Source organism: Paenibacillus canaveralius, assembly GCF_047238265.1.
Lineage (GTDB): Bacteria > Bacillota > Bacilli > Paenibacillales > NBRC-103111 > Paenibacillus_F.
On the sequence record NZ_JBDFMM010000001.1, the window covers coordinates 668450 to 683636 of the forward strand.

The following is a 15187-nucleotide window of genomic DNA, read 5'->3' on the forward strand; positions in this document are numbered from 1 at the left end:
TCCGGTCCTTTTTTATGTGCGGAAATGAAGGGTTTTTCCCTGTTTATTAAAGGTGTAAAAAATTGGATTGAAATTTGGGTGGAAAAAGGATTGAGTTTTTATGAATTATTTGTTATGATATCTCTTGTCGATTCGGAAATGATTCGGACGAAAAGTTTTGCGGAAGTGGCTCAGCGGTAGAGCATCGCCTTGCCAAGGCGAGGGTCGCGGGTTCGATTCCCGTCTTCCGCTCCAAACACCTTTGCGGGTGTAGTTCAATGGTAGAACTCCAGCCTTCCAAGCTGGTAGCGTGGGTTCGATTCCCATCACCCGCTTACAAAAAACCTAAAACAAAAACCCCTTGCCTAGCAAGGGGTTTTTGTTTATTTATAAACCATAACAATGAAGAATAGATCTTCTGACTAATTGGTAACCTCACTTCTAATAGTTTTAGTTTAATGATTCGCTTATAGACGATAACTCTAGAATCTAATGTCTTGACTCTTTATATTTTCATGGAAATTAACTACTCTATGTCAATTTAGAGAGAAACTTTTTTGTTTGTATAGAGTACAAAATATGGAAAACAAATTAAAAGTTACCATAAAGAAAAGTGGTGTTTTGTTACTCTCAATATATTCTTAGTTGTTATTGTAAATAATGCGATGCCACATGTTATATAAAATACGAGTATTGAAGGAGAATAAACCTTGAAAATATTAAATAATAAGACAATCAGCTCTACAATTGTTATCTCAATGCTGCTAGGCTCGTTTGCAGCAACAGGGGTGTTTGCTGAAACTAGCCAAAGTGATGAAACTCAATTAATATATCAAAACCAAAAGTTCTCATCTGGTCTCGAAATTAAATCAATTAAAGATGAAAAAGATACTCGTACTGTTACCGCTGTCGAGAACGGGATCAATACGGTGGCAACTTTTGATAAAGAAAAGAATACACTTAAACTAGAGGTAGAAAACCAAGAACCGATACTCTTAGATTTGAACGCAATTTCTAAAAGTACAAATTCAAATAACAACGTTATTTCGCCTCAAGCATCGCTTGGACAGAATACATGGTCGAACTTTGAGTATGATATTAATATGGTAAGCCCTTCTATTTGGGAATTAAGACGTCCTGATCCCCAATCTCCTGTAACTATGAGGTATTATAAAAAAGTCACACAGACGACTGGAAATCAAGGTACTTTAAAAGAATTTAAGACGGCTGTGGATGATATCAATATGTTGGAATATCAAGTCATCGGTTATGCCAGTGCATCAGTGCTAACTACAATTATAGGTGTGATTGTGACGGGTATTTCTGCAGGTACAGGAGCAGGAACTATGATAGTAGCACTTGGATTAACAGGAAAGATGCTGGATACAGCTTTAAAACTCGATAGAAGGTGTAATGACGCTTATTATCTTTACTTCCAGGTGTAGGAGGGAATGAAATGTTTACTGCTTTAACTACAGTCGTATGTTTGTTTCTTGCGGCAGGGGGACTATATATTTTTTTGAAAAATAAAACAAACATATTGGTTAGGGTTATAGGCGGTGGAGTTGTTGCAGCAGGAGTTTTAGGGGTTCTTTGGGCTAACACAGTTTTAAGCATATAACAACAAAAAGAATCTTTTTTAAGGAGAGGTTTCTTTTTGATTGGCTATATTATATTTTAATGTTGATCTTCATCGAAAGAAACCGCCTTTTAGGCGGGTTTTTTAGTTTAAGTTTCCAATAGCGGAAGAAATCAATGCATTAACGTTTTCTGCTACCCAGGTGAAGATGTCACTTTTAAAAGAACACTTTATCAACTCTCATGATTTCGAATAATTCAGCAACGGACTCCCTACTTATCGCCCAATTGGCTTAGCTTAGCCACCGCTCTTAAACGGCTTCCGTCTGCCTTTTTCTGAGTAAAGAAAGAAGAACCATTCATTCCGACTATACCTTGAAGGCTTCAGTTAGAATCTGTTCCAGCGCAGTGAGAATCTTAGCTCCTTAAAGCGAGTCATGAAGCTCGTTTTTTTTAACTGCCTTCCATCCTTCTACGGATTACGCAACATTTCTCTCCCGGCGTCGTTTAACTGGGTAAGTACGTTACAGGAGGTGTCTTATGCGGCGCAACAAGTGGATAAGGTTGTCCGGCGGCCTCGTTATCTTAACTATGGCAGCGGCCGGAGCGGATTCGCTATGGCTGCCTTCAGCTGAGCTTACCCCGGAGAAAGTGGTGCTCAACTGGAACGGCCGCGTTATCGAGGTGCCGCAGACGGATTCCCGGTATCAACGGCTGGTGGACGATGCCGAGAAAGTGATAGAATCTACCGCAAAGGGGCCCTGCAAGTGTACGGCCGAGCTGGCCGGAGATGTGCCGGACAAGCCCGGGCTGCTTCTTATGCTGCCGTCCGGACAGTCGGTCCGCATCCGGAAGGAACTGCCGGTCGCCACGGCGGTCGATGACGTCCGCAGGCTTTACGTGCCGTTTCAAGGCAAAGGAGATTCACCCCGGATGGAATTGGGCGGAGCGGTGTATGAAGTAAGCGGAGAGAGCCTGGACGTCCTCAAAAAGACTGCTGCCGAGACAGCAGAAAACTTCCCCGGAGGATAATGTGCGCCGGAAAGCGCAGCTGTGATACGATAGGCGTTGAAGACATCAATGACAGGAGAAGGACAGGTGTTTCCCCTTGGTTCCGGCAGGCAGATAACGCAGCCCGCAGCAGAGGTGGAACGGAATTCCTGAAGAGTTCCAAGGAGACGGAGGAGAGAGAATGGCTGAAGGGGCAAAAAAACGATCACGCGGCAGGAAATGGCTTCTGGCGCTGGTGATCTTTATACTTGCCGCGGGAATAGCGGCGGCGATATATTTGCGGCCGTACGGCCCGGACCGCGCGGCGGTAGAGGCTATGCGAAGCGGCGATGGTATAACCGTTACGGACGGCAAGGATGTAACAGTCTACGAAGGAGCGGAGCCGAAAGAGCCCGGCGTGATCTTCTACCCGGGCGGTCTGGTGAAGCCGGAGAGCTACGCGCCTCTGGCCGGGGAGCTGGCTCGTCTCGGGCACCGTACGGTCGTCGTCAAAATGCCGCTGAATCTGGCGGTATTGGGAGGCGGCCGTGCCTCGGAGGTGCTGGCGGCCCGTCCCGGGGAGACCTTCGTCATCGGAGGGCACTCGCTTGGCGGCGTGATGGCGGCCCGCTATGCGGCGGAGCATCCGGAAGGGCTGCGGGGCGTGTTTTTCCTGGCGTCGTACGCCGATGATAAAGGAAGCCTCCGGGACAAAGGGCTTCCGGTTCTCTCTGTGACCGGCTCGGAGGACGGCGTGTTGAACCGCGACAGATTCGAGAAGAGCAAGAAGAACTTGCCGGAGGACGCCAAGCTTATGACTCTGCCGGGAGGCAACCACGGTCAATTCGGCAGTTACGGTCCCCAGAAGGGCGACCATGCGGCCGCGATTTCCCCGGAGGAGCAGACGCGGCGGACGGCCGAAGCGATTACAGACTGGATGGCCGGAATCGGGGAGAAGGAGAAGAACTGACACGTGAACAATAACAATAACGGGCGAAAGAAGCGGCTTAACCCGGAAATGCTCCGTCTGCTCCGTTTCGGGGCGGTGGGGGTCGGCAATACGGCGGTGGACTGGGCCGTGTTCTGGCTGCTGTTCTCGGGCCTGCAGTTTCACTACGGTGCGGCTCAGACGGTTTCGTACTTGTGCGGAACGTTGAACAGCTATCTCTGGAACCGGAAATGGACGTTTGCCAGCCAAGAGCCGGTGCGGGTATCGGAGGCATTGAAGTTCCTGCTGGTCAACGGGTTGTGTCTGGGGCTGTCCTATGCGCTGCTCTATGTATGCAGCGATGTGCTGGGCTGGAACATGCTGCTGAGTAAGCTGACGGTAACGGTACTGCTGCTTCTGGTCAATTACGCGGCCAGCAAATGGTGGGTTTTCGCCGCGGGTGAAAAGCGCAAAGAAGGCGAAACATTGGAGCCTTGATAAGGACAGAAAATTCGCCGGATTTCAGACAGACGGCGGAGGATTTTTGCAGTATAATGTACCTGAACTTCTGTAACGGATAAAAGGTGTCTTCTTTTGTCCGTCTTCTTATATCTATCGCGTAAGCGCAAACATTTTGCTGACGAAGCCGGAAAACAGCACCGGCTCAAAGGAGAGCTACCGACGTGCAGGCCAAGACCCGCTCCTGGAACCGTTTCACCCCGACCCGTAAACATCTTTGGATCGCGACTCTCGAAGGGGCTCCGGCCACGGTGGTTCAAACCCTTCTCAACGGTCCGTTCCTGACGGGTTATTTGCTTTATCTCGGCGCAACGTCCGCACAGATCGGACTCGTGCTTGCCATGACGACAATCGTGAATGCCGGGCAGATTCTGATGGCTTTTTTTATGCAGAGATGGAAAAACCGGAAGCTGCAGATTCTCGTTTTCGGAGGGCTTCACCGTATTTTATGGGCGGCTACGGGATTAATCCCCCTTGTGCTGGATCGCGAGTTCTGGATTCCCGCTTATATCGCTTTGTACACGTCGGCGTTTCTCTCGAACGCCTTCGGAGGTGTGGTCTGGTCGACACTGATGGCCGATATGGTGCCGCCTTCGGTGAGAGCCCGTTATTTCGGCATCCGCAACATGATTCTGAACGCGCTGGGAGCGCTGTGCCTGTTTGTGGGCGGGCAAATACTGGACAAGCTCGGTAACGAGGCGGGGTTTGAAGTTCTTCACCTGGTGATCGGGACGGCTGCCGTGCTCAATGTAATCGCTTACCTGTTTTATCCGAATCCGCCATTCGAACCTTCGGCGGAAAGCGGGCTTCTGCCCATGCTTACGCGTCCCCTGAAAGACACTTCGTATATCAGGGCGACGACCTTCCTGTCATTCTGGCTTTTTTTGCAGGGGATTGCGGTGCCGCTCTTCTCGTATGTGATGCTAAAGCTGCTGCAGGTGAGTTACGAAACGATATCCGTTCTGACAGTGCTGCAGACGGCCGTGATGATGATTTCTTTCTACGTCTGGGGAAACCTTAACGCGCGGTGGAGCAACCGGCGGCTGCTGTTCTGGACGCTCCCGCTTCTGTCGATGTCATGCCTGCTCTGGGGGATGCTGGCCTGGATTCCGGCTCTTCCGGTGCTGATTGCGGTTCACATTCTGCTTGGAGCGGGAACCGGGGGATTCAACCAGCTGGCTTTTAATTTCATTATCGGGGATACGCCGAGGGGCGAGAGGCCGATGTTTATCGCCATGTACAACACCTTGACGGGACTTGCGGCTTTCCTGGGCCCTCTGCTCGGGGGCGTGCTGTACGAAAAGGCGGAGGAGCTGCCGCATTGGGTTCAGCAATACGGGATTGCCGCGGGAACGGGAGCGGTCATGCTTATCCTGGCACTGACGCTGGGGCGTAAAGTGCTGCTGGAGCGGCAGAGCGGCAGGACAAAGACGGGGACGCCGGATCAAAGCAGGCCGGTTTAGCCCGGGAATACAGCCTGGAAGGGGAAGAGTACGGTGCGCCGTGCTCTTTTTTTGTTCAGGAAAGGGAAGGTCCATTGTGCCGGCACCCGGAACCCTCTACAATAAGAGCATAAGAACTCGTTGGGAGACTAAAATGGAAGCATGGATACAAAAGATCGAACGGGAGCTTCTGCCCGGCCTCGACTTTGAAAGCGAAAGGCCCCATGACCCCGTCGTGGTACATAAACTTCCCGCTCCCTGGCAGTTAGTCGGTGCGGGCAATTACGCGGCCGTCGTCTCGCATCCGGACATGCCCGGGCTGGTCGTTAAAGTATACGCCCCCGGCAGGGACGGCTGGGAAGACGAGGTCGAAGTGTACCGGAAGCTGGGCGAGCACCCCGCGTATTCCCGCTGCCACTATGCGAAAAAGCCTTATCTCATCCTGAAACGGATGAACGGGAAGACGCTGTACGATTGCATCCGGTCGGGAATACGGATTCCCGAACGTGTTATTCTCGATATCGAAGAAGCGTGTGAATATGCGCGCAGGCTGGGTCTGGTGCCGCAGGATCTGCATGCCAAAAATGTCATGATGGAAGACGGCCGGGGAAAAGTGCTGGACGTTTCCGATTTTCTGGATGACACGCCGGATACGATGTGGGAGGATATGAAAAAAGCCTACTACCGTCTGTATGTGCCGCTGTTGTCCAAGCGCCCTATCCCGATGCCGGACACGCTGCTGAACGGCGTACGCAAGAGCTACCGCTGGCTCCGCCGCAACTCCTCTTAGGGCAAGCGGATACGCCTGCGCCGGTTTATATTGCGCGGGGGAAATAGCCCTGCCGGAGCCAGGCGGTGGGGGCGTTTGGGATTAGGCGCGCGTCGTAGCGGGGAAATGCTCCGGCACGCGGCTGATTGCCGTCTGGCGCCGCCGCTTTCGGACGCCGGCCCCATCCCGCTGCAACCGGCCGGTAACAATGCCCGGCGCTAAGCGCTCCCTGCGCCGCGAAGCAGACCGCCGGACGCCCGGCATAAGAAAAAGCCGCACCCGCTGCAATGAAGTGCTCCCCTAGAATGGTCATCGGATAACCCGCGGGTTATTCCGATGACCATTCTAAGGAGTGCACTTCAGCAAACGGGTGCGGCTTTTTGGCTCCGTGACGGAGGACCGGTTCCGCGCCTGCGGCCGGCAGCGAAGGCTGCTTAAGGCTGCGCGCGGTTTTTTTTCCATGGAAGAATAGAAGACTACATAACGTCCCGGCGGCGGAACACCGTCCAGGTCAATACGTTAAAGACGATGAAGTAAGCGGCGAGCACAAGGATCGAGAAAGTCATTGTCATGCCTGGGACCAAGGGCTGGCCGTGCAGGTAGCGGGTCAAATCCATGTTGGAGAACAACAGGTATTTGCTCCAGTCGTACCGGCTCAGAATCATGCTGACCGTGTTGCCCAGGAACATGATGCAGAGCGAGATTCCGATCGCCAGCGAGTTGCTGCGGAACAGGGTGGAGATCATGAAGGCGAGCGTGACGATCATGATCAGCTCCACGCATTTGAAGCCGTAGGTGCTCAGCATGTCGGTGATGACGTTCTTCTCGACGATGGCTCCCGCGTTGTTCAGCTCCAGAACGGTCGAGCTTGTTCCCGCACCGCCGTACAGGACCAGATTAATGACCAGGGCCGAGGTAAACAGCAGGAGGAGCATAAAGATCGAGAACTGGAAGCCCGCCGCATACTTGGCGAACACGATTTTCGATCTGGAGACGGGGCGGATCAGCAGCAGCTTGATCGTCCCGCTTGAGAACTCGCCGGACATGGCATCGGCGGCAACGACCACGGTGAAGACGGTAATGACCGCAATAAGGCTGGACATGGAGCCGACGGCCTCCCATACGGCAGCCTGGTTCGGAGACATATCCCGGTTCAGATATTCCTGGGCCAGCTTGATCTGCTGATCCAAGTCGGCCGTATTGTCCGGGAACTCCGATTTGGTCTTCTCCAATTGCTCGATCCGCTGAGTCTGCGCCTGGCGCCAGTCCGCGTTGTTCATGCCTCTGGAATCGTAGTGGATCAGGAACGAAATCAGCCCCACCAGCCCGACAAGCAGGATAACCATAATCCAGGTCGTCAGCCGGCGGTAAATTTTCATGTTTTCATTACGAATGAGATTAAGCAATTTGATCACTTCCCGTTATCTGCAAGAATTTGTCTTCGAGCGATTGCGTGAGCGGCTTCATCGCGTACAGGCGAAGACCCGCCTGAATGAGCAGGGCGCCGATATCGGCGGCTCTTTCGCGTCCGATCGTGAGCTCGATGCCGTTCGGATGCGGAGTCACGTGCAGGTGAGGATCGATTTCCTGCACCACAGCCTGCGCCGTCGCCGGATCGTTGACCTCGAAGAAGTAGGACGTCTCTTTCGGTGCGGCGCCTTCCCCGCGCAGATCCTGCACGTCGACGAGCTTGCCCTGCTGGATGATGGCGACGCGGTCGCACATCAGCTCCATCTCTGACAGCAGGTGACTGGAGACGACGATGGCGATGCCTTCTTCGCGGGCCAGCCGGCGAAGGTAGTCGCGCAGCTCCCGGATGCCTGCCGGGTCGAGGCCGTTGGTCGGCTCATCGAGAATGAGCAGGGACGGCCGGTGCAGCAGGGCCTGAGCGACGCCCAGCCGCTGGCGCATGCCGAGCGAGTAGGTTTTGACCTTCTCTTTGATCCGGTTTTTGAGCCCGACCAGTTCCACGACTTCGTCCATTCTGGACTGCGGGATGCCGCCCGGAAACATGCGGGCATAGTGTACGAGATTGTTCTGCCCCGAGAGGAATTTGTACATCTCGGGATTTTCCACGATGGCGCCCACGTGCTTGATGGCGTCCTCGAAGCGGTTCTGAATCGACTGTCCGTGGATCACGATGTCGCCTTTGTTCATTTTCATCAGGCCGACGATCATCCGGATCAGGGTTGTTTTGCCGGCCCCGTTCGGTCCCAGGAAGCCGAAAACTTCTCCGGGATACACTTCGAAAGACAGGTCCTGGATAATCTTTTTGCCGCGTATCGTCTTGCTGACGCCGCGTATTTCCAATACGGGTTGATTGTTCATTTTTTTACCTCCAAAAATCCGTAATCCGTAATCCGTTATCGCTTGTGCAGTGCTCTCGGCTTCTCATTATATAGATTGTTCCTATCCGGTCACACCGACTCAGGTCTAGGTTTGCTGCCCGACCTTGGTAGAAAGCTCCCGGCCCCGAACACCTCAATGGAGAATTTTTTGCTATAATAATCCTATCAGTCTGTCAAAATACCCATTCATAGAACGGAAGATGACTCATGTTTTCTTATATAGAAGAAACATACACCGGCACGGATTTCAGCGGACGCGATCTGGGAGACGGAGAGCTGCGGAATTGCACGTTCGAACGCTGCCGTTTTATCGGGGCTCGCCTGGAAGAAGCCTGGACCGAGGGCTGCCAATTTATCGACTGCAATTTTTCGGGAGCTCAGTTTAACGCCTCTTCGCACAAGCGGAGTGCTTTTACCAACTGCCGGTTCCGGGGAGCCAATTTTTTTGTCGCTAAATTCGAGGAATGCAAAATGATCGGTTCCGATTTTAACGAGGCGGCTCTGGACGGGATTACAATCACCGGGGGAGACTGGTCCTACACGAATTTGCGGTTTGCGAATTTATCGAAGCAGTCGATGAGGGGAATCCGGCTCGTAGAGGCCGATTTATATTCCTGCAATCTGGAAAAAGCCGATCTGAGGGACGCCGATCTTACCCGGGCGAGAATGGGCAAATCCCGGATGCAGGGGACGGACCTGCGCGGCGCTTTGATGGACGGGGTCGATTTTATGTCGCTCGATATAAAAGGAGCCCGTATGGACGCGGGGCAGGGAGCCGCTTTCCTGCGCGCTTACGGAGCCAAAGTGGACGACTAAACATGAAGAGGCGGGGGTAAGCACCCGCCGGACAGTCAGATAACGTGTATTGATAGACCGGAGGTGCGAGGCCGTCCGAAGAATCCATTCCGTATCATCACGGGATGGATTTTTTTGAGAAATGGGGACCCGGAGTGTAAACAGAGGATATTTTGCGGAGAATTGCGATCCTAGGTCCTATACTTTAGCAAATAACGGAACCTAAGGCAGTTGTTTTCCAAAACATTTAATGATACAATTTGTATCGTATGACGAGAGTAAGGGAGGACCTTTCTTGAAGAAAAAAACCAAATGGAAAATCGCTGCGCTCAGTGTACTTGTAATCGGGGTTTCGGCCGGCGGTCTGGGCTTACTGGAGCCTTGACCCATCCAGGCATTTCGAGAATCAGGATATCCCCGTACTGGCGCAGCCGCAAACTGCCGAAGCGGCAACGCCCGAACCGGTTCAGGAACCGCCTAAACCGGACATGAAGTCGTTTAACATCCTGATTCTCGGTGTCGATTCACGCGGCGGGGAGCCTTCCCGCAGCGATGTTATGATGGCGGTTCATGTCGTACCGTCCGAGCGCAAAGTCAATATCCTGTCTCTGCCCCGGGATACGCGCGTACCTGTTAAGGGAGTCGGCATGACGAAGCTGAATCACGCGCACATCGTAGGGGAGTCGAAGGGAGGCAACCAGCAGGGAACGCTTACGGCCACACAGACGGTCAGCGATTTTCTGGGTGTGCCGATCAACTATTACGCGAAAACGAATTTCGAAGGATTCAAGCGGATTGTCGACAAAGTGGGGGGCGTGGACCTCACCCTGGAGAAAGATCTGCATCTGAAATGGCAGAATACGACGATTCTCAAAGGCCAGCAGCATTTTGACGGAGACATGGCCCTGAAAGTCGTACGTGAGCGGTACGGAGCGGAAGGGGGAGAATTCGGCCGGCAGGAAGAGCAGTCCAAAGTTCTCCGGTCCATTGCCATCGAGCTGCTAAAACCGGATAAAATCCCGCAGTTGGCGACGCTTCTGCCCTCCTTGCGCAAAGACATTCTCGATACGAATTTCTCGGATTCCGATCTGATCAGCATGGCCTGGCTTTTCAAGGGAGTCGGTCATGACAACTTCCGTTACACTCAGCTTCCGGGGCGCAGCGGACGTGAAGAAGACCCGCTTGTCGGTTCCAATTTATACTACTGGATTCCCGACTCCGAGGCTGTGAAAAAAATAAAAGAAGATTTATTTTAGATACTATGATACAATTCGTACCAAAAGAAAGTCTTTAGACCTAGATACAAAGATTCATTCCCGCAGGCGGACATGAGGATTAAGTAATGATAAAGATCGCCAAAGGGACTAGGCATACGAAATGTGGTGTGCTATAATGCCCTTGATACAAAATGTATCATACCATGGGTTAACTAATTTAATGGAGGGATTTCTTACATGCAAGTGGCCCAACCTATCCGTGACCCCGAAAAGATTACAGAACTTCAGGACGTCCTGAAGAATCACTCGATGCGGGACTGGCTTCTTTTTACAATCGGCATTAATTCGGGGCTGCATCTTAACGACATCTTAAAGCTCCGCGTGAAAGACGTGAAGGACCGCTATGAAATTATCATCACGGAAGAGAAAACCGGCAAAAGCAAATCCTTCCGGATCGATGACGCCCTGAAGGCTTATATCGGGGAATATATTCAATATATGGACGATGAGGATTATATGTTTCCTTCGCAAAAAACGGGCAAGCCGATCAAGCGCATCCGCGTCTACCGGATATTAAACGAAGCCGCCAAACGAGTGGGACTTCAGGACATCGGCACTCACACGCTGCGGAAGACATTCGGGTACCATTATTATCAACGTACGAAGAATATCTCCGTCCTTCGTGATTTGTTTAACCATTCGGCTCCTTCCGTAACGTTTAAATACATCGGTATCGAGAAAAGAAACAGCGGCTGAGCGTTTACTTTTCATTACCGGAAGAACTCCGAAAAGTGTCCGAACCGCAGTCGACGGCTGTTGAGCTCATAATGTATGCGTTTTCAAGGAAGATCCCGGATAAACAAAGAATCGACACCCGGGATGGAGGAGTCGAAAGGTTTGAAAAAGGATACAAAATGTGCTTGACATGGATACAAGTTGTATCATAAATTAAGTTCATGAGCAAAACGTTTGGGTAAGATTTCTATCTCAAAACCGGTGAGGGTGCCATAAAAATGACGGATGAAACTGTTATCGATCTGCATAAACTAGTGGACCAGCTAAACTTGAATCCGGCTATTCTAAGTCTGTTTCAGACGAAAGGTCCGGGAGACGGAACCGCTCCGCCTACTCCGACATCGAACGTTCCGCCCTCACGAAAGCGATAAATCGCTTGGCTTCTTCGGCAGTCAGCTTGCGGCCGTCAATGGACAGCGCGAATTTCTCCAGAATCTTATCGTCGGAAAGCTCCAGACTGTTCACGAAATCTCTTACATCCTCGTCCAGCACCGTATGCGGATTGGTCGTTCTTCCGAGCAGATAGTCGGCGGACACCTTGAAGAAGGTCGCGATTTTGTTCATCGTTTCGAAATCCGGCTCGCGCCGGCTCGTCTCGTAATGCGATAATGCTGCGCGTGATATGCCGAGTTTGTTGGCCAGCTCTTCCTGAGTCAAAGCATGCTTTTCTCGCAGTTGAGCAATGCGATCCCCATGTTTATTCATCTTAGAATTCCTCTCATTCCACTAGAAAGTAATAACCAGTATAACCACGTCGGCCAATCGTTTAAACCGGTATCACCTAACAACCGCTCGCTTGAATAGGGCTCAATCGGTTACCCGTCAGAGATTACATTGAAAGGTCGATATACTGAAATTATAAATTTTTTGATACAAAATGCAACTATTTGTCGATAAAATGTTTCTCCGCAGGCCTTAATAAATCCTTTTTTTATCCCGTTTTTACCTTAATTTAAAGAACTTTATACATTATATTCGGTCTTTAACCGGTTATGTAATGTTTGGGATTGTATCATAATTTGAGATGGAAAGCATACGCTAACTATCATCCGATCGTCCCAAGCCCGGGTTTCTTCTGTCCACTCATGAAAAAATGAAGGGCGGCTTTCATGAAAATTTCATGAAAAGCACGCAAACTTGTCCCGGGCCCGGAGCGGACCGAAACCGAAACCGAAACCGAAACCCGTTGAAGGAGGCGCCCCCATGTATACGGATCTGCACTGCCACATTCTTCCCGGGCTGGACGACGGCGCCCCGGATCTGGAAGCCGCGCTGACGATGGCGGAACACGCCGCCGCATCGGGCATCGGCACCGTCGTGGCGACGCCTCATCACGGCGGCGCCTACGACAACGAAGCCCCGGCCGTGCGGGAGGCGGCGGAGCTCCTGCAGCAGGCGCTGGACCGCCGGGGCATCGCCCTGACCGTCCTGCCCGGTCACGAGATCCGCGTCTACGACCGGCTTCTCGATGACCTGCTGGACGGCAGGCTCTGCACCCTCGGCGGCTCCCGCTATCTGCTGCTGGAGCTCCCGGGCGGCCGCGTGCCGGGGGGCTTCGCCGAGCTGCTCCACGAGCTCGGGGTGCGCGGGCTCGTCCCGATCCTCGCGCACCCCGAGCGGAGCAGCGAGATCCAGCGCAGCCCGGAGCTGCTGCGCGAGTGGCTGGACGGCGGCCTGCTGCTCCAGGTGACGGCGGGAGCCCTCACCGGGGAGTACGGCCGCCGGATGCAGGCCTTCGCGCTGAGCCTCTGCCGCGCGGGCGCGGTCCATTTCCTGGCCTCCGACGCGCATGACGTCGTCGTCAGGAAATGGCACCTCGCGGACGCGTACGCGCTCGCGGCCCGGAAGGTGGGGCCGGAACAGGTCGCGGCCTACCGGGCTAACGCGGAGTATGTCGCGCGCGACGAGGTTATTGTGCCGGCTGCTCCGGCTCGTAACGTGTCGCTATCACGGGCCTTATGGCCCTGGCCTTTCAATATTCGAGTTAAAGGGTAGGAATTGGTCATTTTTCGCTTGACAAGATACATATCGTATCATAAAGTTAAAGTTGTAGATACGAAATGTATCGGTTTGGTGTGAAACGGATACTCGCTGTAGCAGAGTCCCCTTTCATAAATAATTATCCGCAAGGAGTGAAGCTAGTGAAGAAGACGTATATCGCACCGACTGTTTTAAAACACCAGCAGATCGTTTTCGAGACCAAGCCGTCCAAGCCGCATCCGTGCGATAACGGCGGTCACACAGGCAGTCCGACATGTAGATGACCCAGCCCCTCGTCCGATTTTTGAACGACCTGTATGTGGATCACGGTGCATTCTCCTTCACTGAGGAAGAATACGGGCAGATCGCGGAAGACTTGGACTTATTCTCCATCACGGCTCAGGTGTACCACATGCTGAAAGAGAAAGGGAGACTCGGTGAGCTCCCCCTCTTTCTCCAGGATCATCTGAAACGCAAGGCGGAGGCGACGCTGTTCCAGAACTTGCTTCTCAAGACCGAAACCGACCGGCTGCTCCGGTTGTTTGAGGAAGCGGGACTTCAGGTCCTGCTGCTTAAAGGGGTTTATTTCAGCGAACGGTATTACGGCGGTTTTGGAGTAAGAGGGACGACAGATATTGACGTTTTTGTCCGGCCGGAAAACCTTTCCGAAGCGGCTGCTATTGTTGAAACTTTAGGATTCGAACGATTTGACGAATCGGATGCAAGCCATCACGTTGTATTTACCAGAGAAGGAGCCTCAGGCCGCCTTCCTATAACGGTTGAAATTCATTGGGGACTTGTGGAGTTTCGTACGGCATCCATCGATTACGAGTCATTTTGGAGCCAATCCCTTCCCTTGAAGGACTATGCGCATATCCGGAGAATGAACGACTCGGATACATTTTACAGTATATGTTTACACGGTTCCCAACACAGAATGAATTCTCTGCGTTACTTCTTGGACGTTGTTCATTTGCTGCTGCAAGCGGATATTGAATCTTACAGGAAGGGAGTAGTCCAGCGGGCCGTCCGGGAACGCACCCTTAAAAGAATGAAAGCTGTTCTCGGAGCCGTCGCTTATCTCTTCCCGGGGCTTCGGGCTATAGTATCCGTTAAACCGTCCGTTCCGCCCATGTGGTCCTACTCACTTATTCGCAGAGTCCAGCACGGACGTAAGGGAGTTGCGAACGCGGTTTATATTATAATTTATCACCTGACACAGGTGTACGACAGGCCTTTACATTCGGGAGCCTGGTTCTGCAATTATCTTTTCCCCTATGTCCACCCCGCTTTGCTGGGACTGGAAGGAGTGAGGAGCATTTCCCGCTGGAAGCATGTTAAATCAGTTTATGCTGAAAGGTGGAAACGCTTGTCTCGTCACGTGAAAATGAAAAAATATGTTTAGGAGATTCGCTGGATGAACAAAAAATTCAGGCGCCATCAGGATACGGAAGTTATGCTTTTGGACGGGGAATACGTGATTATGCAAATGAACAGGCAAAGCATCACGAAAGTTAACGAAGTAGGCGGTATGATTTGGTCACTGCTTGCCGAGGCCAGAACCGTGCATGAACTTGTGTTGTGTTTGCAAGATCATTATGAGACGACTTATGAAACGGCGGAAAACGACATTCATCTGTTTTTGCGGCAGCTTGAAGAATACGACCTGGTTGAAATTATAGAAGCCGTAGAGAAAGAATCAACCCCGTTACCGTATCGTTCGGCATTTACGTAAACTAGCATTTAATCGCACTTGAAAAAAGGATCTTGTTGCACATGTAATGATACATTTCGTATCAAACACGCGTGAAAATGGTACGAATTTGATAAAGGTAAGGCATTCCACT

Annotated in this window: 16 protein-coding genes and 2 tRNA genes; 15 read left to right on the top strand and 3 right to left on the bottom strand. The window is 51.9% G+C overall.

Annotated features, from left to right (window positions below; all coding sequences use genetic code 11):
* The first annotated feature begins 159 nt into the window (after nucleotides 1-159).
* The 9 genes from ABC395_RS03025 to ABC395_RS03065 all read left to right on the top strand — a co-directional run bounded on the left by ABC395_RS03025 (nucleotide 160) and on the right by ABC395_RS03065 (nucleotide 6226).
* Nucleotides 160-234, top strand: a tRNA-Gly gene (locus ABC395_RS03025).
* 9 nt (nucleotides 235-243) lie between these two features.
* Nucleotides 244-314 (top strand) — tRNA-Gly (locus ABC395_RS03030).
* Between the two features lie 375 nt (nucleotides 315-689).
* Nucleotides 690-1424, top strand: a complete 735-nt coding sequence (locus ABC395_RS03035) for a geobacillin-26 family protein (protein WP_413000598.1) — start codon at nucleotides 690-692, stop codon at nucleotides 1422-1424.
* Nucleotides 1425-1435: 11 nt separating this feature from the next.
* Nucleotides 1436-1600 (top strand): hypothetical protein, encoded by a 165-nt coding sequence (locus ABC395_RS03040; RefSeq protein ID WP_413000600.1) that lies wholly within the window; start codon nucleotides 1436-1438, stop codon nucleotides 1598-1600.
* 497 nt (nucleotides 1601-2097) lie between these two features.
* On the top strand, nucleotides 2098-2589 hold the full coding sequence (locus ABC395_RS03045; RefSeq protein ID WP_413000602.1) for a hypothetical protein: 492 nt from the start codon (nucleotides 2098-2100) through the stop codon (nucleotides 2587-2589).
* A 160-nt stretch (nucleotides 2590-2749) separates the two neighbouring features.
* On the top strand, nucleotides 2750-3517 hold the full coding sequence (locus ABC395_RS03050) for an alpha/beta fold hydrolase (RefSeq protein WP_413000604.1): 768 nt from the start codon (nucleotides 2750-2752) through the stop codon (nucleotides 3515-3517).
* 3 nt (nucleotides 3518-3520) lie between these two features.
* On the top strand, nucleotides 3521-3973 hold the full coding sequence (locus tag ABC395_RS03055; protein WP_413000605.1) for a GtrA family protein: 453 nt from the start codon (nucleotides 3521-3523) through the stop codon (nucleotides 3971-3973).
* 185 nt (nucleotides 3974-4158) lie between these two features.
* Complete coding sequence (locus ABC395_RS03060) at nucleotides 4159-5457, top strand: MFS transporter (RefSeq protein WP_413000606.1); 1299 nt, start codon at nucleotides 4159-4161, stop codon at nucleotides 5455-5457.
* A 133-nt stretch (nucleotides 5458-5590) separates the two neighbouring features.
* On the top strand, nucleotides 5591-6226 hold the full coding sequence (locus ABC395_RS03065) for a serine/threonine-protein kinase (protein ID WP_413000608.1): 636 nt from the start codon (nucleotides 5591-5593) through the stop codon (nucleotides 6224-6226).
* Between the two features lie 455 nt (nucleotides 6227-6681).
* Here the strand turns inward: ABC395_RS03065 and ABC395_RS03070 are convergent, their stop codons facing one another.
* Both ABC395_RS03070 and ABC395_RS03075 read right to left on the bottom strand, forming a co-directional pair.
* On the bottom strand, nucleotides 6682-7620 hold the full coding sequence (locus ABC395_RS03070; RefSeq protein WP_413000609.1) for an ABC transporter permease: 939 nt from the start codon (nucleotides 7618-7620) through the stop codon (nucleotides 6682-6684).
* Complete coding sequence (locus tag ABC395_RS03075) at nucleotides 7604-8533, bottom strand: ABC transporter ATP-binding protein (protein ID WP_413000611.1); 930 nt, start codon at nucleotides 8531-8533, stop codon at nucleotides 7604-7606. Before ABC395_RS03075 ends, ABC395_RS03070 begins: the two co-directional genes overlap by 17 nt.
* Nucleotides 8534-8760: 227 nt before the next feature.
* Between ABC395_RS03075 and ABC395_RS03080 the strand changes: the two genes are divergently transcribed.
* From ABC395_RS03080 to ABC395_RS03090, 3 genes are all read left to right on the top strand, one after another.
* Entirely contained in the window at nucleotides 8761-9369 is a 609-nt protein-coding gene (locus tag ABC395_RS03080) for a pentapeptide repeat-containing protein (protein ID WP_413000613.1), read from the top strand.
* A gap of 467 nt (nucleotides 9370-9836) precedes the next feature.
* Entirely contained in the window at nucleotides 9837-10604 is a 768-nt protein-coding gene (locus ABC395_RS03085) for an LCP family protein (protein WP_413000615.1), read from the top strand.
* A 198-nt stretch (nucleotides 10605-10802) separates the two neighbouring features.
* Nucleotides 10803-11321, top strand: a complete 519-nt coding sequence (locus ABC395_RS03090) for a tyrosine-type recombinase/integrase (RefSeq protein WP_413000617.1) — start codon at nucleotides 10803-10805, stop codon at nucleotides 11319-11321.
* A gap of 369 nt (nucleotides 11322-11690) precedes the next feature.
* On the opposite strand, the gene ABC395_RS03095 is transcribed toward ABC395_RS03090, so the two are convergent.
* Nucleotides 11691-12065, bottom strand: coding sequence for a helix-turn-helix domain-containing protein (locus tag ABC395_RS03095; RefSeq protein WP_103994296.1), 375 nt, complete (start codon nucleotides 12063-12065; stop codon nucleotides 11691-11693).
* A gap of 498 nt (nucleotides 12066-12563) precedes the next feature.
* Here ABC395_RS03095 and ABC395_RS03100 point away from each other — a divergent pair, with 498 nt between their 5' ends.
* From ABC395_RS03100 to ABC395_RS03110, 3 genes are all read left to right on the top strand, one after another.
* Complete coding sequence (locus ABC395_RS03100) at nucleotides 12564-13355, top strand: tyrosine-protein phosphatase (RefSeq protein ID WP_413000619.1); 792 nt, start codon at nucleotides 12564-12566, stop codon at nucleotides 13353-13355.
* A gap of 265 nt (nucleotides 13356-13620) precedes the next feature.
* Complete coding sequence (locus ABC395_RS03105; protein ID WP_413000621.1) at nucleotides 13621-14745, top strand: nucleotidyltransferase family protein; 1125 nt, start codon at nucleotides 13621-13623, stop codon at nucleotides 14743-14745.
* A 12-nt stretch (nucleotides 14746-14757) separates the two neighbouring features.
* Nucleotides 14758-15075: a PqqD family protein gene (locus tag ABC395_RS03110; protein WP_413000623.1), complete on the top strand. Its 318-nt coding sequence runs from the start codon at nucleotides 14758-14760 to the stop codon at nucleotides 15073-15075.
* Nucleotides 15076-15187: the final 112 nt, after the last annotated feature.

Excerpts from the sequence above, each read along its gene's own strand:
- ABC395_RS03040 (WP_413000600.1), top strand. The coding sequence starts at position 1,436 with ATGTTTACTGCTTTAACTACAGTCGTATGTTTGTTTCTTGCGGCAGGG.
- ABC395_RS03045 (WP_413000602.1), top strand. The coding sequence starts at position 2,098 with ATGCGGCGCAACAAGTGGATAAGGTTGTCCGGCGGCCTCGTTATCTTA.
- ABC395_RS03050 (WP_413000604.1), top strand. The coding sequence starts at position 2,750 with ATGGCTGAAGGGGCAAAAAAACGATCACGCGGCAGGAAATGGCTTCTG.
- ABC395_RS03065 (WP_413000608.1), top strand. The coding sequence starts at position 5,591 with ATGGAAGCATGGATACAAAAGATCGAACGGGAGCTTCTGCCCGGCCTC.
- ABC395_RS03075 (WP_413000611.1), bottom strand. The coding sequence starts at position 8,533 with ATGAACAATCAACCCGTATTGGAAATACGCGGCGTCAGCAAGACGATA.
- ABC395_RS03080 (WP_413000613.1), top strand. The coding sequence starts at position 8,761 with ATGTTTTCTTATATAGAAGAAACATACACCGGCACGGATTTCAGCGGA.
- ABC395_RS03085 (WP_413000615.1), top strand. The coding sequence starts at position 9,837 with ATGAAGTCGTTTAACATCCTGATTCTCGGTGTCGATTCACGCGGCGGG.
- ABC395_RS03090 (WP_413000617.1), top strand. The coding sequence starts at position 10,803 with ATGCAAGTGGCCCAACCTATCCGTGACCCCGAAAAGATTACAGAACTT.
- ABC395_RS03095 (WP_103994296.1), bottom strand. The coding sequence starts at position 12,065 with ATGAATAAACATGGGGATCGCATTGCTCAACTGCGAGAAAAGCATGCT.
- ABC395_RS03100 (WP_413000619.1), top strand. The coding sequence starts at position 12,564 with ATGTATACGGATCTGCACTGCCACATTCTTCCCGGGCTGGACGACGGC.
- ABC395_RS03105 (WP_413000621.1), top strand. The coding sequence starts at position 13,621 with ATGACCCAGCCCCTCGTCCGATTTTTGAACGACCTGTATGTGGATCAC.
- ABC395_RS03110 (WP_413000623.1), top strand. The coding sequence starts at position 14,758 with ATGAACAAAAAATTCAGGCGCCATCAGGATACGGAAGTTATGCTTTTG.